The organism is Providencia sp. PROV209 (assembly GCF_028479485.1).
GTDB lineage: Bacteria > Pseudomonadota > Gammaproteobacteria > Enterobacterales > Enterobacteriaceae > Providencia > Providencia alcalifaciens.
Window position 1 is genome coordinate 50506 of sequence record NZ_JAMPNR010000002.1, and the last position, 23188, is coordinate 73693.

A 23188-nucleotide genomic window follows, 5' to 3' on the forward strand; every position below is an offset into this window, starting at 1 on the left:
GCGCTTACATTAAGTCTGGTAATAAAAGAATGAATGATCAAGACCTATCGACAAAACAAACATTTAAGCGCCTATGGCCAACCATTGCGCCTTTTAAAATTGGGTTAGTTGTTGCCGCAATTGCGCTTATCATTAACGCGGCAGGTGATGCGTTTATGATTTCTTTACTTAAGCCATTATTGGATGATGGTTTTGGTAAAGCGGATAATGACACGTTAAAGTGGCTACCTCTCGCGATTCTAGGATTGATGGTCGTGCGTGGGTCTTCAAGTTATGTCTCCACCTACTGCGTTTCTTGGGTTTCAGGAAAAGTCGTCATGAGCATGCGCCAAAAATTATTTGGTCACATGATGGGAATGCCAGTAAGCTATTTTGACCAGCAATCAACGGGAACTCTGTTATCGCGGATTACATATGATTCAGAGCAAGTTGCCTCCTCTGCATCTGGTGCGCTCATTACCATTATTCGCGAAGGCACTTATATTATCGCGTTATTTGGGATCATGTTTTATAACAGCTGGCAGTTATCGCTGATTTTGATTGCTATTGCGCCAATTGTCTCTATAACCATTCGTGTTGTTTCTAAACGTTTTCGCAAAATCAGTAAAAACATGCAAACCGGTATGGGGCATGTGACTACTAGTGCTGAGCAGATGTTAAAAGGGCACAAAGAAGTACTCATTTTTGGTGGTCAAAAAGTTGAAACAGAACGTTTTAATAAGGTTAGCAATAATATGCGCCGCCAAAACATGAAGATGGTTAGCGCCTCAGCTATCTCTGACCCTATTGTTCAGATGATTGCTTCTTTTGCATTGGCTTTTGTTTTATATGCGGCGAGCTTTCCTGAGATTAAAGATCAATTATCACCAGGTACAATCGGTGTGGTTTTCTCATCTATGTTTGCGTTAATGCGCCCACTAAAATCACTGACTAACGTGAATGCACAATTCCAACGTGGAATGGCTGCATGCCAAACGTTATTTGCGATTTTAGATACTGAAAAAGAAAAAGATGAAGGAACAAAAGTTCTGAGCGATGTGAAGGGCGATATTGAATTCGATTCTGTTACTTTTACATATCAAACCAAAGAGCATCCTGCTTTAGAGGATGTTTCTTTCACATTACCTGCGGGTAAATCAGTGGCTTTGGTAGGGCGTTCAGGCTCGGGTAAATCGACTATTGCTAACTTAATTACTCGCTTTTATGACATTGATAAGGGCAGTATTCGTATCGATGGTCATGATATTCGAGATTACACTTTGCAGTCTTTGCGTAGCCAGGTCGCTTTAGTATCTCAGCACGTTTATTTATTCAATGATACTGTGGCAAATAATATTGCCTATGCCACCGATGGACGATACAGCCGAGCAGAAATTGAAAAAGCAGCTGAAATGGCATATGCCATGGACTTTATCAAAAAGCTGGATAATGGCCTAGATACCATGATTGGCGAGAATGGAGTGATGCTTTCCGGTGGTCAACGCCAGCGTATTGCGATTGCTCGTGCGTTATTGCGTGATGCACCAATCTTGATTCTTGATGAAGCAACATCCGCTTTGGACACTGAATCTGAGCGAGCAATTCAAGCTGCACTGGATGAATTACAAAAAAATAGAACATCATTGGTTATTGCTCACCGCTTATCCACGATTGAAAATGCGGAGCAAATCTTGGTTGTACAAGATGGGCATATCATTGAGCGTGGTGACCATGCAACGTTATTAGCGAAAAATGGCGCATACGCGCAATTGCATAGGATCCAATTTAAGAATGATTGAACGCATTTGGTCCGGTAAATCATGGCTTTATATTTTACTACTTCCATTATCTTTTCTGTATGGATTGATAACGTTAGTTCGCCATCTTGGTTATAAAACCGGACTATTTCGTTCATGGAAATCCCCTGTACCTGTTGTGGTTGTGGGGAATTTAACCGCAGGGGGAAATGGAAAAACCCCTGTTGTAATTTGGTTGGTTGAGTCACTGAGCAAACAAGGCGTGCGTGTTGGGGTTGTTTCGCGTGGATATGGCGGAAAGTCTGATCATTATCCCTTAGTTCTTAATCAAAACACGACGACCGCCGTTGCTGGGGATGAGCCTGTTCTTATTTATCACCGCACTCATGTTCCTGTGGCAGTGGCACCGAAACGCAGTGATGCAATTAAAGCATTACTCGATAATTTTCAGTTAGATATCATTATTACTGACGATGGTTTACAGCATTATGCACTACAGCGCGACTATGAAATTGTCGTCATCGATGGGCAACGTCGTTTTGGTAATGGTTGGTGGCTGCCCGCAGGACCTATGCGTGAGCGTGCTGGACGATTAAAGACAGTTAATGCCTTGATCGTTAATGGTGGACACCCTGATTTAAATGAAACGCTTATGTCTCTTGAAGGTGATATTGCCGTTAATTTGGTCACGGGAGAAAAGCGCCAAGTGACAGAACTTAAAAATGTGGTCGCAATGGCAGGAATAGGTCATCCACCTCGATTTTTCTCCTCTCTAGAAAGTAAAGGGTTAATATTAGCGAATACTCAAGCTTTTTCTGATCATCAAGCTTATAGTCAACAACAATTGGCAGATTTAGTGGATGAAAACCAAAATTTACTGATGACAGAAAAGGACGCTGTAAAATGCCAAACCTTTGCACAATCCAATTGGTGGTATCTTCCAGTAGAAGCGAATATTGATAAAACAGGCGAAAAACGAATCTTAAGTGAAATAAAATCACTTATCTGAAATAAAACCACTTGCTTTTAGGATTAATTTCAGATAATAATACCCGCAATGTGATGCAGATCTACTTATTATGTACCAAGTTGCAATACATTAATAAGTGGATTATTTGCTAGCTTTAATTTTACGACCCGTTCTTGAGTTAGTCACTTATCCCCGTAATACACTGCTTACACCGCTATTTCGTGTTGTCATCATAATGTCAAAATAGACTGTTAAGTTCACGGTAAATGTATGGTGCCTGATACCTACACTTGGGTCGTTATAAGATATGCATAAACATTTGATGCATAAATTGGTTAAGTTAATTACTCTTAATTATGTTAATAGATCGGCATGAATAGATCGGAATGAACCGATCGCTTTGAATCATTCAGCAAGATAAATGGAATAACGAGTAGAGAGTAATGATACAAATATAAAAAATTGTTCTCAGAACAAGAAGGAGTTTCAATATGAATTTTCAATTACATATGGGTCGAGTTAAATGGTTTGATGCAAAAGAAGGTTACGGTTTTATTTCACCTCGTAATGGTGGTGATGATATTTTCGTGACAACCAAATCACTTGCGAATAAAAAAATCAAATCATTATTTGAAGGCCAAAACGTCGAGTTCTCTGTTACTCGCAATTCAGATGGCATAACGGCAAGAGACGTTATCGCTTACTAATTGAATTTTTAACAGAAATATTTCTCCTGCGCTATCCTCTCATTCTCTTGCAGGAGATCTTAATAAGCAAGAATAGAGTTAACGGTGATACCTGCATGTGATATCCTGACGCCAAGTGAGTTTAAATCCATTTGGGAGAAAACATGGATCACCGTTTACTTGAAATTGTTGCTTGCCCATCCTGTCACGGCAAACTCAGTTACAACAAAGAAAACCTCGAATTAATCTGCAAATTTGATCATCTCGCCTTTCCAGTTCGTGATGGTATTCCTGTACTACTTGAAAATGAAGCGCGTAAAGTGGCTTTAGACGAAGGACAGTAATCCTATGTTTACCGTCATTATTCCTGCACGTTATGCTTCAACACGATTACCGGGTAAGCCTTTAGCAGATATTCACGGTAAACCGATGGTTGTTCGTGTCATGGAGCAAGCGATTAAGTCAGGCGCGAGCCGAGTGATTATTGCTACGGATCATACTGATGTTGCTGCCGCAGTGATTGCGGCGGGTGGTGAAGCTTGCATGACTAATCCTGATCACCAGTCGGGTACTGAGCGGCTAGCTGAAGTGATTGACACTTATGGTTTCTCTGATGATGAAATTATTGTCAATGTACAAGGTGATGAGCCACTGATCCCACCTGAAATTATTCGCCAAGTTGCTCAAAATTTGCAAGGTAGCCAAGCTAATATGGGAACGCTGGCAGTGCCTATCCACAGTGCACAAGAAGCGTTTAATCCGAATGCGGTGAAAGTGGTGATGGATAAAGATGGCTATGCACTCTATTTTTCTCGTGCCACCATCCCTTGGGATAGAGACCAATTCGCGAAAAGTAAAGAGACCATTGGCGATACTTTCTTACGCCATATTGGTATCTACGCCTATCGTGCTGGGTTTATTCGTCGCTATATTGCTTGGGATGCAAGCCCACTCGAAAAAATCGAAATGTTAGAACAACTTCGAGTGCTGTGGTATGGCGAAAAAATTCATGTTGCGGTTGCAGAAAAAGCACCGGGAGCTGGCGTGGATACCCCAGAAGACCTCGAATTAGTTAGACAAGAATTTCAGCCATAATTTCAATAGGAGATCATGGCTTATTTAGTAGAAGGGGGAGCTCAATGAGTTCCCCCTTTGTATTTTAATCAGTTTGATTTTCATCGAGTGGTTGAGTGTTGTCGGGCTTCAAATGCCACCAAATGGAACCCAGTAGCTCATACCATGCGCGTTCACTATGACTAAAATAATACGCTGAAGGAATATAACGTTCCCATGGATTCAGATCGCTGGTGATAACTAATTGGTTAGCAGGCGCGGGATAAGGCTGCATACCACGTCCTGTAAACATTTTTAAGGCTCTAGGCAAATGATTAGCAGACGTTACTAGTAGAAATGGCTGCTTTCCAATGATTTTTTCCACTTCATAGGCTTCTTCTTGTGTATCTTTCGGTTCCATCAATGGAATGGTATCGGCCGCGGGAACGCCTAAAGATTGAGCGACCATGGAGGCGACTTCAGCGCTGCTAATAGGACTACTCGCTTTTCCACCAGTAAAAATTAATTTACTACCAGGATGCTGTAAATAAAGCCGTACTCCTTCAGTGACACGAGGCAAACTATTACTCAGTAAATTCGAGCTTGGACTCCAGTCTGGGTTGTAGGTAAATCCACCGCCTAAAACAACAATGTATTTTATATCCTGCGGTGGATTGGTCGTGATGAGTTCATAGCGTTTATTATAAGGACCTTCAACGGGTGCCAGTAGCTTGTCCGAAATAGGCTGCAATCCGAGTAATGCAATAACGAATAAGCTGATGGTGACCAAGGATTTTCCACTTTTTTGCCAGCGTGTAAACCACAATAAAATTAGCCCGATTGCGCCTAATATCAGCAGCAAAGGTAAGGGCATCAACAGTGAGCCAACATATTTTTTTAGCAGAAATAGCATAGAAAGCCTGTCATGAAAATATTGTAAGGGAATAGGGTCAAATGTAGCCGCATCAGCAATAAAATGCCATGTAAAATAAATCGGATACAAAATAAAGTACTATGCAAAAACAGCTTGATTATCTGTTATAATTCTTGGTTTTGATACGCTGTAAATAACTCATGATAGGTAATTGGAAAGCAGATGGCAGACCGCAACTTTGATGATATTGTCGATAAATTTGCAAAAAATATTTATGGCACGACAAAAGGAAAAATTCGTGAAGCGGTGGTTTGGCAAGATCTTAACCAGTTACTGGAAACGCATTTTCAAGGTCGTTCATTACGTATATTAGATGCGGGTGGGGGCGAAGGTCACTTTTCCAGAAAATTAGCGGCGATGGGGCATCAGGTTATTCTTTGCGATTTATCCGAAGAAATGTTAGAACGGGCATCGGTGCTTGCTGATGAGCAAGGAATTAGCGAGAATATCAGCTTCATTCATTGCGCCGTACAAGACATTGCTCAACACCTTGATGAACCTGTTGATTTTGTTTTATTCCACGCAGTACTTGAATGGATTAGCGATCAAAAATATGCATTAGAGCAACTGGCGGATATAATCAGACCAGAAGGCATATTTTCTGTCATGTTCTATAATGCAAATGGCTTGGTGATGCGTAATGCAATTTTAGGTAATTTTCATCTCGCAACTCCTCACATTCAACGTCGCCGTAAACGCTCGTTATCGCCACAAAATCCGCTTTTCCCTCAACAGGTTGATGAGTGGCTCATTGGTTGCGGGATGGACATTCTAGGTAAAAGTGGCGTCAGAGTGTTCCATGATTATTTGCAAAGTAGACAATTACAACAAAAAGATTTTCCAGCGTTATTGGCGCTTGAACAACAATATTGTCGTGAAGAACCCTATATCAGCATGGGACGATATATACATGTCATGGCACGCAAACAAACCCAAAAGGACGATTTATGAGTGATTTTTCCCAGACCGTCCCTGAACTCGTGTCTTGGGCACGAAAAAATGACTTTGCGATTTCCCTTCCGCCAGAACGCTTAGCATTTTTGCTAGCAGTGGCTGTGCTTAACAGCGAGCGGGTTAATGGTGAAATGAGTGAAGGGGAGCTGGTGGATGCGTTTCGCGAAGTGTGTAAAGGCTTCGAGCAGACCACGGAATCACTGGCAGTGAGAGCGAATAACGCCATCAACGACATGGTTCGCCAAAAAATATTTAACCGCTTTGCCAGCGATGTTGTCGAAGGCAACGCAATTTACCGCCTAACGCCACTCGGCATTGGCATCAGTGATTACTATATTCGTCAACGTGAGTTCTCAACGTTAAGATTGTCGATGCAGTTATCGATTGTAGCGGGAGAGCTACAGCGTGCAGCGGAATCAGCGGAGGAAGGTGGTGATGAGTTTTACTGGCACCGTCATGTTTTCGCACCATTAAAGTATTCAGTCGCTGAAATTTTTGACAGTATTGATTTGTCACAGCGAATTATGGATGAGCAACAAAACAGTGTTAAAGATGATATTGCTGCGTTATTAAACCAAGACTGGCAAGCCGCGATTGCGAACTGTGAACAGTTATTATCTGAAACGTCTGGCACACTCAGAGAATTACAAGATACCTTAGAAGCTGCGGGTGACAAATTACAGGCGAATTTATTGCGTATTCAAGAAGCGAATATGAGTGCGCCACAGTTTTCAGAAATGGTTGATAGGCTTATCTTTGATTTACAAAACAAATTAGACCGTATTGTCAGCTGGGGACAGCAATCCATCGATTTATGGATTGGATATGACCGGCATGTTCACAAATTTATCCGTACTGCGATTGATATGGATAAAAACCGCATATTTTCTCAACGTTTACGTCAATCTGTACAGCAGTACCTCGATAGACCTTGGGCACTCACCTATGCCAATGCGGACAGGCTTTTTGATATGCGTGACGAGGAGTTGGCTCTTCATGATCAAGAGGTGATGGGAGAACTGCCTCCTGAACTGGAATTTGAAGAGTTTAGTGAACTGAATGACCAACTTGCGGCGTTAATTGAAGCGCAACTTGCGTTTTATAAAACGGATAACAAACCGCTGGATGTCGGTCACGTATTACAGAATTACTTGAAGCAATACCCGCAAAAACGCCATTTTGACGTTGCGCGTATTATTATTGATCAAGCTGTAAAACTAGGTATCGCAGAGGCTGATCTGGCGGGATTACCGGCAGAATGGCGTGCTATTAATGATCACGGAGCCAAGGTACAGGCACATGTCATCGACAAATATTGAACAATTTATGCCAGTAAAACTGGCTCAAGCACTAGCTAATCCTATTTTTCCTGAGCTTGACAGCCAGTTGCGTGCGGGTCGCCACATCAGTATTGATGACCTAGATAACCACGCATTTTTAATGGATTTTCAGGAATCGTTAGAACAATTTTATGCTCGCTATAATGTTGAGCTGATCCGAGCGCCAGAAGGTTTTTTCTATTTACGCCCACGTTCAAGCACCTTAATACCTCGTTCTGTTTTGTCTGAATTAGACATGATGGTAGGTAAAATTCTGTGTTATCTCTATTTGAGCCCTGAACGTTTGACTAATCAAGGTATCTTTACCTCTCAAGAGCTGTTTGAAGAGTTATTGTCGTTGGCCGACGAAAGCAAATTATTGAAATTTGTTAATCAACGTTCTACGGGGTCAGACCTTGATAAACAAAAATTGCAGGAAAAACTGAGAACGTCCTTAAACCGTTTACGTCGTTTAGGTATGGTCTACTTCCTGCAAAATGACTCCAGTAAATTTATTATTAATGAGTCGGTATTCCGCTTTGGTGCAGACGTGCGCAGTGGTGATAACCCACAGGAAGCACAATTACGCATGATTCGTGATGGTGAAGCGGTTTCCCTTGAAGGGGAATTATCACTAAGAGACAGTGATGAAGAAGACACGGATGAGAGTCATGATCTGGCTGACAGTGAAGAGGATGAACAAGAATGATTGAACGCGGAAAATTTCGCTCACTGACGCTGGTGAACTGGAACGGCTTTTTTGCTCGTACATTTGACCTTGATGAACTCGTTACCACCCTATCAGGGGGAAATGGTGCTGGTAAATCCACGACCATGGCGGCTTTTATTACCGCGATGATCCCTGATTTAACCTTACTGCATTTTCGTAATACTACCGAAGCAGGGGCGACCTCAGGCTCTCGTGATAAAGGATTACACGGAAAACTGCGTCCAGGCGTCTGTTATGCCGTACTCGATGTTTTAAACTCTAAACATCAACGTGTTATGGTCGGTGTTCGCTTACAGCAAGTCGCGGGACGTGATAAGAAAGTCGATATCAAACCGTTTATGATTCAAGGTGTGCCGCTAGCGACCGTACCAACCGAAGTGTTAACGGAAGTGTTTGAAGGGCGCCAAGCAAAAGTTATTCCGTTGAATGACGTGAAAGAGCGCGTAGAAAAACAAGAAGGCATCCAGTTTAAGCAATTTAACTCCATCACGGATTATCACTCTGTTTTATTTGAATTGGGTGTGCTGCCAAAACGCTTACGTTCAGCGGGCGATCGTAGTAAATATTATCGTTTAATTGAGGCCTCTCTTTACGGTGGTATTTCCAGCGCCATTACTCGCTCACTTCGTGATTATTTATTACCGGAAAACAGCGGAGTACGTAAAGCTTTCCAAGATATGGAAGCCGCATTACGTGAAAACCGCTTAACGTTGGAAGCGATCCGCGTTACCCAATCTGACCGTGATTTATTTAAACATTTGATTAGTGAAGCCACAGACTATGTGTCTGCGGACTATATGCGTCATTCAAACGAACGCCGAATTCACTTAGATGCAGCATTAGCTGCGCGTAACGAGCTGTATAGCAGCCGTAAGCAGCTACGAATTGAACAGGTTCGTAGTGTGGAAATGGCGCGTGAATTGAATGAGCAGAATGAAGCCTCTACAGAAATTGAAGCAGACTTCCAAGCCGCCAGTGACCATTTAAATCTGGTACAAGCGGCTTTGCGTCATCAAGAAAAAATCGATCGTTATCAAGCAGATATTGAAGAGTTAACTTATCGTCTTGAAGAGCAAAGTGAAGTCGTTGCTGAAGCAACTGAAAAGCATGAAGAGCTCGATGCTCGTGCTCAAGCCGCAGAGATAGAAGTCGATGAACTGAAAAACCAGCTGGCGGATTACCAACAAGCATTGGATGTACAGCAAACTCGCGCTATCCAATATCAACAAGCACTGCATGCGTTGAACCGTGCTCGTGAGTTGTGTCAGTTACCTGATCTTTCGATTGAAAACGTCGATGAATGGTTAGAAACCTTTGAAGCTAAAGAGCAGCAAGCGACAGAAGCGCTATTAGCATTAGAGCAAAAAATGAGTGTAGCAGATGCCGCTCATAGTCAGTTTGAACAAGCCTATCAGTTAGTGAAAGCGATGCTTGGTGATGTGAGCCGTGGCGATGCTTATCAGCACGCTCGCACATTATTACGTGACTGGTCATCGCAACAGCATTTAGCGGAGCGTGTGCAGCCGCTACGTATGCAATTATCTGAGCTACAACAACGTTTAGACAGCCAGCGTAATGCGGAAAAATTACTGAGTGAATTCTGTAAGCGCTATGGTCAAAGCGTCGAACCAGATGAACTTGATGCGTTGATGGCCGAGTTAGAAATTCTGCAAGAAGAGTTAAGTACTGGCGTTAATGAAAGCGGCGAAAAACGCATGCAAATGCGCCAAGAGTTGGAACAAATTCGCCAGCGTATCAGCCAGCTTTCCGCGAAAGCGCCTGCGTGGATTATGGCACAAGAAGCACTAACTCAGCTGAATGAACAATCGGGTGAAACTTTCGAAAATAGCACTGAAGTGACTGAGTTTATGCAGCAACTTCTGGAGCAAGAAAGGGAAATTACGGTTGAGCGTGATGAAGTTGCAGCGCAGCGCCGTGATCTCGATAAGCAAATCGAACGTTTAAGCCAACCAAGTGGTGCCGAAGATGGGCGCATGCTGGCACTGGCAGAGCGTTTTAATGGTGTGCTGTTATCTGAAATCTACGACGATATTACTATTGAAGATGCGGCGTATTTCTCGGCGCTTTATGGCCCAGCCCGTCACGGTATCGTGGTACAAGACTTGGCCGTGGTTCGCGAGCAGCTAGAAAATTTACAAGATTGTCCTGACGATGTGTATTTCATCGAAGGGGACCCTTCTTCTTTCGATGACAGTGTTTTTGACGCTCAAGAATTTGAAAATGCGGTACTGGTGCGTTCATCGGAACGTCAGTGGCGTTATTCTCGTTACCCAGAATTACCCCTGTTTGGTCGTGCTGCCCGTGAAAGCCATTTAGAGTCGTTGAGTGCGGAGCGTGATGAGTTGGCTGAGCGTTATGCCACTTTATCGTTTGACGTGCAAAAAATTCAGCGAGCCCATCAGGCGTTTAGCCGTTTCATTGGGCAACATATTTCAGTGGCGTTTGAAGCCGATCCTGAAGCGGAAATTCGGACATTAAATCAGAAACGTACGGAATTAGAACGTCGCTTAAACCAGTTTGAAGAGCAAACTCAGCAGCAACGTCAACAGTTTGCTCAAGGCAAAGAAAACTTACTGGCATTAAACCGCTTATTGCCACAAGTAAATCTGTTAATGGATGAAACGCTGGTCGATCGCGTCGAAGAAATCCGTGAAGAGCTTTCAGAGGCAGAAGAAGCCGCGCATTTCATCAATAAACACGGTAATAATCTGGCGAAATTGGAGCCGATTGTGACGGTGTTACTCAGCGATCCTGAACAACATGATCAGTTGCGTAAAGATTATGAATTGGCGAAACATACTCAGCAAAATGCGAAGCAACAAGCCTTTGCGTTAGTCGAAGTGGCGCAGCGCCGCGCTCACTTTAGTTACAGTGATTCGACGGGGATGGTCAACGAAAATGCAGATTTGAATGAAAAATTGCGTCAACGTTTAGAACATGCTGAGGCAGACAGAACCCGTGCTCGTGAGCAATTGCGTCAGCAACAAGCACAAAGCACCCAATATCATCAAGTTTTAGCCTCACTGCGCAGTTCATTCGACACCAAGCAAGAGATGTTGAAAGAACTTGAAGCAGAAATGCAAGAAATGGGCGTGAAAGCGGATCCCGATGCGCAAGAGCGAGCGAGTATTCGCCGTGATGAATTACATCAATCCGTTATGGCAAACCGTAGCCGCATTAACCAGTTAGAAAAACAACTGACGTTATGTGAAGCGGAAATGGATAACCTGCAAAAACGCCTGCGTAAGCTGGAAAAAGACTATTACCAAATCCGTGAGCAAGTCGTGATGGCGAAAGCGGGCTGGTGTGCAGTCATGCGCTTGGTGAAAGATAATGGCGTTGAACGCCGTCTACATCGTCGCGAATTGGCTTATACCGATGGTGATAGTCTACGTTCGATGTCGGATAAGGCGTTAGGAGCGCTGCGTTTAGCGGTGGCGGATAACGAGCATCTGCGTGATGTACTGCGTATGTCCGAAGATCCTAAGCATCCTGAACGTAAAATTCAGTTCTTTATTGCGGTTTACCAACATCTGCGTGAGCGTATTCGCCAAGATATTATTCGTACCGATGATCCAATCGATGCGATTGAGCAGATGGAAATTGAGTTAGCGCGTCTGACGGAAGAGTTAACTGCCCGTGAGCAAAAACTGGCAATTAGCTCGAAGAGTGTGGCGAACATCATTCGTAAAACTATCCAGCGTGAGCAAAACCGTATTCGCATGTTAAACCAAGGTTTACAAGCGGTGGCATTTGGTCAGGTTAAAGGGGTTAGACTGAATGTGAATATTCGCGAAAGCCACGCCTTATTGTTGAGCGTGTTGTCAGAAGAGAGCGAACTGCACCAAGACTTGTTTACTAGCCAACGTTTAACCTTCTCTGAAGCGATGGCGAAACTGTATCAACGCCTGAACCCACAGATGGATATGGGGCAGCGTTTGCCGCAAACCATTGGTGAAGAACTGTTAGATTACCGTAACTACTTAGAGTTAGAGGTTGAAGTTAACCGTGGCTCCGATGGTTGGTTAAAGGCAGAAAGTGGGGCGTTATCAACCGGTGAAGCGATCGGTACGGGGATGTCTATCCTAGTGATGGTTGTCCAGAGCTGGGAAGAAGAGGCTCGCAGGCTGCGTGCGAAAGATATCATTCCATGCCGCCTACTGTTCTTGGATGAAGCGGCGCGTTTGGATGCAAAATCTATCGCGACCTTGTTTGAGTTATGTGACCGACTGGAAATGCAGCTAATTATTGCTGCGCCGGAAAACATCAGCCCAGAGAAAGGAACAACATATAAATTGGTACGTAAAGTGACCGGTAATACGGAACACGTTCACGTCGTTGGGTTAAAAGGTTTTGGTCAGGATAATCCAGCCCCTCAAGCATTACCTCAATAATTTATTTTTGTTTTTAGATAAAAAACCGACATGGAAACTGTGTCGGTTTTTTATTTACTACGATAATGACTGTAATTTTTTCTTAATCCTATAAAAAAGTTAGTCATTATAATTTCAATATTCATACTTAGTTGACTATAAAAATTTTTAAATTTAATTTCTTTGCTGTTTTTAAATAACAACAAGGACGTTAATTATGCTTTATACAGATACTATGATTGTTACAACTTCGCCTTTACCTCCTATAGAGAATTATGGTTGGGATGAATGGAACAGTAGTTTTGGTTGGAACAATATGGATAATCGTGGTGACTTAGAGGCTTATTTTCGTGCACTAATAGATGAAAGTCTTTTTTTGAATATTGTCCAGAATACGATATTTTGGAGGTTGATGAATCGATTTTTACTAATTCAAAAGATTCAGAAGAAAAAAGAATAAGGATGTAAACAAAGCTAAAAGAACATATTGAAAAACAAAAATTAATGCTAGAGCGTCTCGAAGATACAGAGGAATGGAAATTTCTTGAGGATCCTGAAAAAAGCCCTTATACACAACACACTAGTGATCGTAATGGAATTGAAGAAAAAAAGTATAATACGACAGAATATAAAGACTATCTTATAAGTGATAAATTTGATGATTCTAGGGATCATAAGGGAGATTTCTTTGATACCTCAGCAAGAGAGAATTTACTTCAAATTCAGCAAGCACATAGTAATCTGACTCATGCAATTAAGGTAAATGAAAATAACCTGAGTAGAATAGAAATTGTACATAGCAGTGTTTTTTCTCTCCCAGTTAGAGTAGCTCCTGTATTACCAAATGGAGATAACTCTGATTTTGAATCACAAAATAATAGCAATCTTGGTCAGGCACTTGAAAATAAATTTAAGGCTGCTGGCGATAAATTAGCAGAAACATTTGAATGTACCTTTGGATTTGCTTGTGCATCTGATTTAGATAAAGCAGCTAAAAATCCTAATCTTGGAAAAGATCTTTCGAATTCAGATAAAGTTGAATTAGGTGGTACTAGTTCGGGGGCGCCTAATGGATGGGGGCCAGATAATAGTACCAATGAAGAAAAATTGAGTGTCTCTGATCGACGGTCGATCAATTCGCTAAGGGAGCAAATAAGATCACATGAAGAAAAACTAGTAGCTTACAGGCGAAATCCGGAAGCTTTTGATAATCAAGGACACCTTAAAAATGCACCTAATGATATAGTTAGGCAACGGATTATTGATGGAAGAATTAGACATTTAGAACAAGAAATTAAAACGTTTCAAAAGAATATAAATCAGATTAATAATACTAAAGGGCAATAGATGGACATAAATCTCAATGTACTTGAAGATGTAATTCATTCAATTTTTGAAGAGATGAAAAAGAATGGCATAGAGAGTGTCAAACTGGATTCGGATTTTTATTGGAATGTTCCTTCAGATGCTCTTTATGATGTTTATAATGAACCTAAGTTAGATGTAGGACAGTTGGAAGATGATTATGACGCTTTACTTAAAGCCAAGGGAAACGAAATTTTAGTGCGTTACAACTTAAAAAATATCGCCGCTATCCTTCGTTATTTAGCAGAAAAAGAACCTAACTAATTTAGTCCATATATTAGCGAGAGCCTAAATCCCAATAGGCTCTTTTTTATTATGATTACTGAACATGGTGTGTAGCGATTTGATTGGTACCGCCTGTTGACTGTTGTGGTTAACAAGCACTTGGTGGTGAAACACTTCTACACGCCAGATAAGGAAAAGTGGACAGTATTACCTCCTATTCGATTATTTATTTTTATTATCTTCATTTCCCTTTAACTCATTAATAGATGGTTGCAATGAGATTTGAATCTCATTTTTATGTAATAAAAACTTTTATCATTACAGGGCGTGAGTGGTTAGTCACGAAAATGAATTATTATAAGGATCGAACATGAAGAAAATTACCCTAACGTTAAGTGCAATTGCATTGGCACTGAGCTTTACAGCGACTTCTCAAGCTAAGATTCCAATGCCAGAAACCGTCAGTCCAGGGGTTACTGTTGCGGAGTTAGCAGCACAACAACCGGTTCATTGGGTCTCTGTTGAACAAATTAAACAGAGTTTAGAAGGCAAAGCGCCAATGGCGGTAGGCTTTGATATTGATGATACCGTTTTATTCTCAAGCCCTGGTTTCTACCGTGGAAAACTTGAATTCTCCCCAAATGATTTTAGCTATCTGAAAAACCCTCAATTTTGGGAAAAAATGAATAATGAGTGGGACAAATTCAGTATGCCAAAACAAGTGGGCATCGATTTAGTTAAAATGCACTTAGAGCGTGGTGATAAAGTTTACTTTATTACAGGTCGTACACAGACTAAAACTGAAACTGTAACTCAATATGTGCAGGAAGGTTTAAGAATTCCTGCGGATAAAATGAATCCAGTCATTTTTGCCGGCGATGAGCCAGGTAAAAATAATAAAGTAAGCTGGATGCGTGACCATAAATTAACCATCTACTATGGTGATGCAGATGCGGATATTGCTGCGGCACATGAATTAGACATTCGTGGTATTCGTATTTTACGTGCAGCTAACTCTTCTTATCAACCTTTACCAAAAGCAGGTCGTTTTGGTGAAGAAGTTGTGATTAATTCAGAATATTAATATTCTTTAGAAAGTTAGTTAAAGGTGTTTATGCGCCTTTAACTAACAAAATTAAAGCCTATTTATTGACGACGCTTAACCGCCATTTAATATAACTTATATTAAATTTAATTCTGTTTAGAGAATAAATGGGTATCAATATTTGATATGTTATATCATTTAGTAAGTTGTTATAAACGAAAACAATTCTATTTCTCATGTGGTTTTTTTAAACTGTTTATCTTACTAGCCTTCTGCAATAACTTTTTTCATCAATAAAGACAAAATTAGTCAATTCCTATAACATTCTTCTCAGAGTTAAATATAATCAAATAGTGTCACTATAATAAAAAAATAATGTTATCCATGTAGTAACTTAAGGTGGATGTATGGCAAAGAGAAGAGTGAAAGCTCTGCAAATCTCAGTATTATGTGGGCTGATGGCGATGCAGTTCCCTGCATTTTCCGCAGCAGAAAATACGCAGCAAAATAATATAGAAACCCAACAACCTCAATCAGTGATCACTGAAGAGGTCAATAAGATTACGCCAAAAGAAAGCTTGGCAACGCTAAACGCATCTTTACCATCAGAAACTAAACTGGTGTTTGCGGACCAGTTGGCGAAAATTTATGCCGACAGGCAAATGCAATTGTTATGGCAAGATGAAACGGCAATTAGCCAGTTTCAACAACAATTAGCCGAGCTTGCCTTAGCAGGTTTCCAACCTCAATTTAGCGAATGGTTAGTGTCATTGGAAAATAGCCAGCTGAGCGAAATGGGGCGTGACGCCATTTTATCCGACGCTATGTTAGGTTATTTGCAATATTTATCGTCTGTTGAATCCAGTGGTCAGTATTGGTTATATACCAGCCGTCCATACAAAATTATTGCACCAACCACACCGCAAATAAAACCGTGGTTAGATGCTGCCTCTGAACATCGTTTAGGTGAATGGGTGAAGGCTCAAGCACCGAAACATGCTATGTATCAACCGATGCGTAAAGAGATGCTAAAACAGTTAGCATTGCCGGAAGATACGTTAGAAATTACGGGTACGAAAGCATTAAAGCCGGGTCAAGCTAGCGATGATGTGATCACGCTACGTGAGATTTTAGTGCGCGATGGGCTATTAGAGGCTTCAGCTGTGAGCGAAACCGTCGATGCATCCGCTCCACCCGAAGAGATCAATAAAGTCACTGCCAATGCACGAGTGTATAGCGATGATTTAGTTGAAGCAGTGAAAAAATTTCAGCTTCAATATGGGTTAGAAGCCGATGGTGTGATTGGTAAAGGTACGCGCGTTTGGCTTAATATGCAGCCAAAACAGAAAGCAGGGCTGATGGCATTGAATATTCAGCGTTTACGGATTGTGCCTGAAAGCAGTGGCACGGGGATTTTAGTCAATATACCCGCGTATACACTGGATTTTTATCTGAATAATGACATCATTTTGGATTCAAAGGTCATTGTCGGTCGAGCCGATCGTAAAACGCCAATCATGAGCAGTGCATTGAATAATGTGGTGATTAACCCGCCATGGAGTGTACCAACAAGCTTGGCGCGTAAAGATATTGCACCGAAAGGAAAAATGGACCCAAGCTATTTTAGTCGTAAAGGCTATACGGTTTATTCAGGATGGGGGCAAGATGCTTATGAAATCGACCCTTATACAATAGACTGGGAAAATATTACGCCAGCGAATTTCCCTTATCGTATTCGACAAGCACCGGGTTCAAGCAACTCCTTGGGGCGCTATAAATTTAATATGCCAAGTTCAGATGCGATTTATTTGCATGATACGCCAAACCATAGTTTGTTTAACAAAAATGCGCGGGCAATTAGCTCTGGTTGCGTTCGTGTCAATAAAGCGAGTGAACTAGCCACTATTTTATTAGGTGATGCAGGCTGGGCTCAGACACGTATTGATGGGGCATTAAAAGAAGGCTCAACGCGTTATGTGAATATTCCAGACCGTATTCCTGTGTATCTTTACTATCAAACTGCATGGGTTGATAAAGATCAGCAGCCGCAATATCGAGCAGATATTTATCAATATGATGGTAGCATTGATAATGCGGAAAAATATCTACCTGCAATTAAAACAATTTTAAAATAGCCATTATTCATCGGAGAGCTTAGGCTCTTCGATGCTATTCATTGCATTAATTCCTAAATCTTCCTAACAATTCCGTTTTAATATATTTATATATTGAATGAATTGTGTTCACATATAACTTCTGGTGGGGCATTAGAATTGTCCTAATCGGATGAGGCTAAGTGATTTCACTCACCTTTTTGCATAAAAGTGATGGATTTTCCTTAATTTACGCAATTCTTTACATAATTATACATTAAAGCGAAATATCCTTTGCTAGACTGATGAAGTCAAAATGTATATTTACTGAATAATTAATACCTGAGTTATCACCTATGGATATGATTGATCAAAACCGCAGAAAGTGGTTGGGAATTGGTGCCGCCGCAATCGGTCTGGGACTATTACCAAATCATGTACTTGCTGCAATGAGTACACCTCGCCCTAGAATTTTACGTTTTCAAAACTTAAATACGGGGGAGTTTTTAAAGACCGAGTTTTTCGATGGTCGCCGTTATAATAAGTCTGAATTGGCTCGTTTGAATCACCTTTTCCGTGATTACCGTTGTGATAAAGTCAAAACGATTGACCCTAAATTATTTGACCAAATTTATTTGCTGCAAATGATGATGGGCACTAATAAGCCGGTTCAATTGATCTCTGGCTATCGTTCATTACAAACCAATAATGAATTGCGTCGTAAGAGCTCTGGTGTAGCAAAACAAAGCTACCATACCCGTGGTCAGGCAATGGATTTTCATATTGAAGGTTTACAGCTAAGTAATGTCCGTAAAGCCGCATTAAAAATGGGTGCGGGCGGTGTTGGCTATTATCCGAAAAGCAATTTCATTCATATTGATACAGGACCCGTCAGAACATGGTAATCTGTGCATAGGTGACACAGATTATGGAGTGATTGTTCGATGAAATATACGATTATCCCAGTAACCCCGTTCATGCAGAATTGTCAGGTGATCTGGGATGAAAATTCAATGAATGCAGTGATTGTTGATCCGGGCGGTGAGGCTGAAAAGCTGATTTCTGCTATTGAGAGTCGTGGATTAACATTAACGAAAATTTTACTTACCCATGGTCATTCTGACCATATTGGCGCTTCAGCCCCTCTTGCTAAACACTTTGGTGTACCGATTTATGGTCCACAAAAGGAAGATGCTTTCTGGATTGAAAGCCTTGCCGAACAAAATGCCATGTTTTATATCGGTGATTGTCCTGACTTTACGCCAGACCATTGGTTAGAGGAAGGGGATAGCATCACGTGTGGAGACATCAAGTTTGATGTACTGCATTGCCCCGGTCATACGCCAGGTCACATTGTATTTGTGAACCACGCAGATAAACTTATCTCCATGGGGGATGTATTGTTTAAAGGCGGTGTGGGGCGGAGTGATTTCCCTCGCGGTAATCATCAAGACCTGATTGCATCGATCAAGAACAAACTACTGCCGCTTGGTGATGATTATCACTTTATTCCGGGACATGGTCCGATGTCGACATTAGGACATGAGCGAATCAGTAATCCATTCTTACAGGGTGGATAATATACTGAATTGATGACTCAGAATGTCATTAAAAAACCCCTTTATTAGGGGTTTTTTATATGCAATTGATATAATTTAAAACTATGTCCTAATTATATTTCTTGAATCTAGCTATATTTTAAAAATTTGATACTTTAAATTGATTTTAAATCTAATTTAAATATTAAATTTTTATTTATAAAGAGGAATATATGGGAAAGCTAAATATAGATTCAAATTTATCTAAAGATGATTCTATTCAAAATAGAAATAAAGAAGAGACTAAAAAAACAATTAGCCTGAATGAGCCGCCCACATCAGCGAAACAAGATAATACGTCTGGTGGTATTAGTAAAGATTATACTAGTATTAACTTACATCTCACGCCTTTAAATAAAGAAACCGATTTGCCTGTTTCAGGTATTTCAGAAATACATCAGAATCTAATCGCTCAAGTTGCCAATGAAGAGAATATTATTATCGGCATTCGTCCTATTGATCCTAAATCAACAAGCATTATAGGAACGGGAGAATATAGCAGTAAAGGGTTAGCTATTAAATCGAAAAGCTCAGACTGGGGACCACACACTGGGTTTATTCCTATGTATCAGCAATTTGCAAAAAAATCAGGGAGAGAAAATAGCAAAAAATATAATGTCTACTCTCAGGAAGCTATTAATGAAGGCAAAGCTATTGCGGTTATATTAGAAATTACCCAAGAAAGAGTTGAAGAGCTTATACGATATAAAACAATTTATTTTTCAGATACAGCAGAACAAGACGGATATAAAGAGATAAGAGCTTCTTTTGATGGTATTGAAAAAGTATTTTTTCTAAAAAAAAGTATTAAAGATAATATCGATATATGGAGTGTATATCATCTAGAAAATAATAAAATAGAGCCATTTTATGTTATTGGTGACCCTAAAACAGGAAAAGCAGTAACCGCAGATTATGATCTTTTTAGTATTATTTTTCCTATGTCAGACTTAGAGCATTATGTCAAAGTAACACCGATGTTGACATGGGATGAGTGGAAGGCTAGCGTAAATTATGATGAATTAACTTCAGCCAAAAAAAAATTGTATAATGATGAAATAGAATATAATAAAAAAGAAGGAAAAGATAATGGCATTACCAATAAAAAAATAAAAGAAATAAAAAATAAATTAAATAAAAAACTTGGTCTAGCTGAGGGGATGGAACTGATTCATCATGGAGCTGATGACGCAAACCCTGCGAGTATAATGAGCGAAAATTTCCCTATTACCTTTTTATTACCGGATCGATTAAAAGGAAAAAATAACTTAATAGGTGCGACTGAGTCCATCGATACTTATTTTCATATGAACTCTCAAGGTGCAATCATTGTTGATAACGTTGAACAGCTTTCTAATTTTCAGCAGTTATTAATAAATCAGGGTTATAGAGTCCCATTAAATAAAAAATGGAGTGAAGGAGATAATGGTCAATACTTCGAGCCTAAACGTAAAATATCAGTCAGCTTTATTGAAGGACGAGCAGAAATAATACGGAAAAAAAGTATTATTAATAATGAACCGATCACAGAAAAAACTGTTGCGCAGTTAGATACAGATTTTGGTGATGTTTATTTAAATATGCAAAAAAATCATAATAGTAGCCGATTACCAGAGACCAATTTACCAAATACGGGCAACCTAGACACTTGGCTAGATCCGATGTTGATATACCGTCAAAACAAAGCCAATGATGCGGAAACTCATAGACAGGTAAAACCTACTGAATATACCTACAATGTTATTATCCAAAATGGTGGTGATCAAGATTCAGCTAAAGCAACAGCTTATGCTTTTTCTAAACACCCTGAAGACTCTATGGTTATTCAGTATGATATGGGTTCGAAGCAATATAAAATCTTACATGGAGATCTCAATAGAATTAATGTAGGAAAAGTACGTTGGATAACAATTGGTCATGGAAAATATTACGGGCAGAATCAGCCAACTCTTTATATGGAAAAAAATGCACAGCAATATGTTGAAGCATTAATGTATTTACGCAAAAAAATCTTAAAAAATACAATGCCGGATAAGCTTGTCATGCTTGGGTGTGATTTAGGTCGAGGAGGTGTTAATGAAAACTTTGCACTAAAAGCGACTAGCTTACTTGCTGAGAATAATGTGCATGCTCCTGTCGTTGCTTATAATCGACAAGTCGGAAATATGTATTTAGGGTCTAAGGTTATTTATCCTGTTGACTTTGAAAAAGATACAGTAAACACTCAAGGTTACAAATTTATTTATCAATACCACTTGGCTAGTAATCAAGTTAGGATCAATAATAGTTCTAGTACATTATATTTTATTAATGAGCTTCGTCGTGGTGAGCTATCACTCGCTCAACTAAATGATTATATTGAACCCGACCCTATGCATATGTTTAGGGATCCTGATACTCGTATTCTTGATAATAATTTACTCAAAAAAGTCGCTTACAATCAGGATGCCTATAGACTATTTGTTCAGGAACTTAAAAATAATAACAGTCTTTTATCCAATGATTTTTATACTACTTTCTCTACGCGACTAAATGAACTCGGTATCATGGATATACCCATTTGGAAAATGGTTAATAGCCAGAATATTCAAAAAAAAGCGTTAGCAAATACAATTAATAATTCAGGAGAGTTAACCGTTATTATTCGGCTGACAGGGGATAAAAAAGGTTTATTACAAGCAGAAAGCTTAGCCGCGAGAAATCCTCAAAATACATTAATTTTTCAAATGGATGTTGATAGTAAAAAACATATTTTGGAATATGGTAAAGAACATTTAATGTCTTTAGTGGAAAAACAAAAAATAACACATTGGATAATGATTGGCGATGCAGAAACAGTACGAAAGTCCACAAATGCATTATCGATTGAGCTATCGGCACTCAAAAAACAATATCCATTGATAAATCCTGAAAATATCCTGTTTCATTCTGTAGGACCAGCAATGATAACGGAAGCGGGTGAGCATAAGATATTTATTAGCGGTTTATCTGAGGAGCTTAAAGTACAAGGTATCAACCGTGAAGTTAAATCTAAATTTACCTATGAAGCTCCCAATAAATCCACAACGGTAAACCGTGGTATTTCTACAGCTGTACTCGCCAGCCAGCCTAATCAGCAGCTTATTTTATTATTAGAAAAAATAGCCTTAAAAGAAATTGCTATTCAAGATATCGATTTGGTACAACATCCTTATTTACTGAATTATTTTTCGGATAGCGAAGGGTTTGTTGATGTTAAAAAACTAATTATTGTATTAAAAGATCCTCTGGTAAATTCAAAGTTAAATGAAGTATTAAATCGTGGGTATGAACTTAATACGGCATCAATAAATCAATTGATAGAGGCAACGGTAGAGATGGGTTATCGGCAACAAGCAGATAGCATCCATACTTTATTAGTGGCAATAAAAAGCGATTTCTCAATACTAAATAATTTAAGTGAAAATTCTCAACAATTACTTAAACAGCTATTTCCTGCCGGTGATGGGATAGATAAAGGCAAAATTTTAAATTTAGTGAATGATAATAATAGTTTCATTTTATTAAGTGAGAATTTAAAAGGATTTAGTGAACTCAGTGCTAAAAACTTTGAAGGTGATAGTGGAATATTTAAAAACGTCTCTTTTACTGAAGCATTTAAAACATATGAAAATTATCAAACCCAACGATTGCAGCAATACCATCAACAATTAAACCAAGGAAAAAATATTGGTTTGATTAATCATGGTGTTATATCGAAGAATGACGGGGCTACTAAGATAGACCAAGAGTTAGGTTGTATATATGGCATTGAATATTATCTCACCGATAGTGATTTAGCACGTGATTTTCTTGAGCGAAAGGCTCAAATTGAGTTCATTGCAGATCAAAAAATACTTACTTCGGCAGAGGATACTTTGCTGAAAAAAATGCAAAAATATACTCAGGATATTGATGCGCTAATCAATAATAACAGTATCTCTATTTCTGACCAATCAGTCGTAGATTTATTTTTGGTGGTGGCTGATACGCCGAATAGACTCATTTTTTTACAAGGATAATTAACAACTTACACAGTAACTCACGTTAGTCGTAATGGCGCATACG

18 protein-coding genes are annotated in these 23188 nt (G+C 39.8%); 17 read left to right on the top strand and 1 reads right to left on the bottom strand.

The genetic code is table 11. From position 1 onward, the window contains the following. Positions 1-29 precede the first annotated feature (29 nt). The 5 genes from msbA to kdsB all read left to right on the top strand — a co-directional run bounded on the left by msbA (position 30) and on the right by kdsB (position 4487). Positions 30-1778, top strand: a complete 1749-nt coding sequence (gene msbA, locus PR795_RS02765; RefSeq protein ID WP_272516640.1) for a lipid A ABC transporter ATP-binding protein/permease MsbA — start codon at positions 30-32, stop codon at positions 1776-1778. Beyond that, on the top strand, positions 1771-2745 hold the full coding sequence (lpxK, locus tag PR795_RS02770) for a tetraacyldisaccharide 4'-kinase (RefSeq protein WP_006662160.1): 975 nt from the start codon (positions 1771-1773) through the stop codon (positions 2743-2745). The genes msbA and lpxK overlap by 8 nt, the downstream gene beginning before the upstream one ends. Positions 2746-3197: 452 nt before the next feature. Beyond that, positions 3198-3413: a cold-shock protein gene (locus PR795_RS02775; RefSeq protein ID WP_006657814.1), complete on the top strand. Its 216-nt coding sequence runs from the start codon at positions 3198-3200 to the stop codon at positions 3411-3413. A gap of 143 nt (positions 3414-3556) precedes the next feature. Then, on the top strand, positions 3557-3736 hold the full coding sequence (locus tag PR795_RS02780) for a Trm112 family protein (RefSeq protein WP_006657815.1): 180 nt from the start codon (positions 3557-3559) through the stop codon (positions 3734-3736). A 4-nt stretch (positions 3737-3740) separates the two neighbouring features. Continuing rightward, complete coding sequence (gene kdsB / locus PR795_RS02785; RefSeq protein WP_006657816.1) at positions 3741-4487, top strand: 3-deoxy-manno-octulosonate cytidylyltransferase; 747 nt, start codon at positions 3741-3743, stop codon at positions 4485-4487. A gap of 64 nt (positions 4488-4551) precedes the next feature. On the opposite strand, the gene elyC is transcribed toward kdsB, so the two are convergent. Continuing rightward, the gene (gene elyC / locus PR795_RS02790) at positions 4552-5358 is read right to left on the bottom strand and encodes an envelope biogenesis factor ElyC (protein WP_006662159.1); all 807 of its coding nucleotides are present in this window, start codon (positions 5356-5358) and stop codon (positions 4552-4554) included. Between the two features lie 183 nt (positions 5359-5541). Between elyC and cmoM the strand changes: the two genes are divergently transcribed. The 12 genes from cmoM to PR795_RS02850 all read left to right on the top strand — a co-directional run bounded on the left by cmoM (position 5542) and on the right by PR795_RS02850 (position 23142). Then, positions 5542-6330: a tRNA uridine 5-oxyacetic acid(34) methyltransferase CmoM gene (cmoM, locus tag PR795_RS02795; RefSeq protein ID WP_006657818.1), complete on the top strand. Its 789-nt coding sequence runs from the start codon at positions 5542-5544 to the stop codon at positions 6328-6330. After that, on the top strand, positions 6327-7652 hold the full coding sequence (gene mukF / locus PR795_RS02800) for a chromosome partition protein MukF (RefSeq protein ID WP_006657819.1): 1326 nt from the start codon (positions 6327-6329) through the stop codon (positions 7650-7652). The genes cmoM and mukF overlap by 4 nt, the downstream gene beginning before the upstream one ends. Beyond that, entirely contained in the window at positions 7633-8361 is a 729-nt protein-coding gene (gene mukE, locus PR795_RS02805) for a chromosome partition protein MukE (RefSeq protein ID WP_006657820.1), read from the top strand. Before mukF ends, mukE begins: the two co-directional genes overlap by 20 nt. Continuing rightward, entirely contained in the window at positions 8358-12797 is a 4440-nt protein-coding gene (gene mukB / locus PR795_RS02810) for a chromosome partition protein MukB (protein WP_181480720.1), read from the top strand. Before mukE ends, mukB begins: the two co-directional genes overlap by 4 nt. Positions 12798-12993: 196 nt before the next feature. Then, a complete protein-coding gene (locus tag PR795_RS02815; protein WP_036965242.1) occupies positions 12994-13236 on the top strand; it encodes a hypothetical protein in 243 nt (80 codons plus the stop codon). Positions 13237-13280: 44 nt separating this feature from the next. Further along, the gene (locus PR795_RS02820; protein WP_232373781.1) at positions 13281-14123 is read left to right on the top strand and encodes a Contact-dependent inhibition of growth factor CdiA; all 843 of its coding nucleotides are present in this window, start codon (positions 13281-13283) and stop codon (positions 14121-14123) included. Continuing rightward, complete coding sequence (locus tag PR795_RS02825; RefSeq protein ID WP_036978751.1) at positions 14124-14405, top strand: hypothetical protein; 282 nt, start codon at positions 14124-14126, stop codon at positions 14403-14405. Between the two features lie 331 nt (positions 14406-14736). Then, a complete protein-coding gene (gene aphA, locus PR795_RS02830) occupies positions 14737-15450 on the top strand; it encodes an acid phosphatase AphA (protein WP_006657825.1) in 714 nt (237 codons plus the stop codon). Positions 15451-15818: 368 nt separating this feature from the next. Further along, positions 15819-17546 (top strand): L,D-transpeptidase, encoded by a 1728-nt coding sequence (gene ldtD, locus PR795_RS02835; protein ID WP_036960382.1) that lies wholly within the window; start codon positions 15819-15821, stop codon positions 17544-17546. Between the two features lie 314 nt (positions 17547-17860). After that, positions 17861-18409: a YcbK family protein gene (locus PR795_RS02840; RefSeq protein ID WP_006657827.1), complete on the top strand. Its 549-nt coding sequence runs from the start codon at positions 17861-17863 to the stop codon at positions 18407-18409. Between the two features lie 39 nt (positions 18410-18448). Beyond that, positions 18449-19084 (top strand): MBL fold metallo-hydrolase, encoded by a 636-nt coding sequence (locus PR795_RS02845; protein WP_006662153.1) that lies wholly within the window; start codon positions 18449-18451, stop codon positions 19082-19084. Positions 19085-19275: 191 nt separating this feature from the next. Then, positions 19276-23142, top strand: coding sequence for an anthrax toxin-like adenylyl cyclase domain-containing protein (locus PR795_RS02850; protein ID WP_272516641.1), 3867 nt, complete (start codon positions 19276-19278; stop codon positions 23140-23142). Positions 23143-23188 lie beyond the last annotated feature (46 nt).

Excerpts from the sequence above, each read along its gene's own strand:
- msbA (WP_272516640.1), top strand. The coding sequence starts at position 30 with ATGAATGATCAAGACCTATCGACAAAACAAACATTTAAGCGCCTATGG.
- lpxK (WP_006662160.1), top strand. The coding sequence starts at position 1,771 with ATGATTGAACGCATTTGGTCCGGTAAATCATGGCTTTATATTTTACTA.
- PR795_RS02775 (WP_006657814.1), top strand. The coding sequence starts at position 3,198 with ATGAATTTTCAATTACATATGGGTCGAGTTAAATGGTTTGATGCAAAA.
- PR795_RS02780 (WP_006657815.1), top strand. The coding sequence starts at position 3,557 with ATGGATCACCGTTTACTTGAAATTGTTGCTTGCCCATCCTGTCACGGC.
- kdsB (WP_006657816.1), top strand. The coding sequence starts at position 3,741 with ATGTTTACCGTCATTATTCCTGCACGTTATGCTTCAACACGATTACCG.
- elyC (WP_006662159.1), bottom strand. The coding sequence starts at position 5,358 with ATGCTATTTCTGCTAAAAAAATATGTTGGCTCACTGTTGATGCCCTTA.
- cmoM (WP_006657818.1), top strand. The coding sequence starts at position 5,542 with ATGGCAGACCGCAACTTTGATGATATTGTCGATAAATTTGCAAAAAAT.
- mukF (WP_006657819.1), top strand. The coding sequence starts at position 6,327 with ATGAGTGATTTTTCCCAGACCGTCCCTGAACTCGTGTCTTGGGCACGA.
- mukE (WP_006657820.1), top strand. The coding sequence starts at position 7,633 with ATGTCATCGACAAATATTGAACAATTTATGCCAGTAAAACTGGCTCAA.
- mukB (WP_181480720.1), top strand. The coding sequence starts at position 8,358 with ATGATTGAACGCGGAAAATTTCGCTCACTGACGCTGGTGAACTGGAAC.
- PR795_RS02815 (WP_036965242.1), top strand. The coding sequence starts at position 12,994 with ATGCTTTATACAGATACTATGATTGTTACAACTTCGCCTTTACCTCCT.
- PR795_RS02820 (WP_232373781.1), top strand. The coding sequence starts at position 13,281 with ATGCTAGAGCGTCTCGAAGATACAGAGGAATGGAAATTTCTTGAGGAT.
- PR795_RS02825 (WP_036978751.1), top strand. The coding sequence starts at position 14,124 with ATGGACATAAATCTCAATGTACTTGAAGATGTAATTCATTCAATTTTT.
- aphA (WP_006657825.1), top strand. The coding sequence starts at position 14,737 with ATGAAGAAAATTACCCTAACGTTAAGTGCAATTGCATTGGCACTGAGC.
- ldtD (WP_036960382.1), top strand. The coding sequence starts at position 15,819 with ATGGCAAAGAGAAGAGTGAAAGCTCTGCAAATCTCAGTATTATGTGGG.
- PR795_RS02840 (WP_006657827.1), top strand. The coding sequence starts at position 17,861 with ATGGATATGATTGATCAAAACCGCAGAAAGTGGTTGGGAATTGGTGCC.
- PR795_RS02845 (WP_006662153.1), top strand. The coding sequence starts at position 18,449 with ATGAAATATACGATTATCCCAGTAACCCCGTTCATGCAGAATTGTCAG.
- PR795_RS02850 (WP_272516641.1), top strand. The coding sequence starts at position 19,276 with ATGGGAAAGCTAAATATAGATTCAAATTTATCTAAAGATGATTCTATT.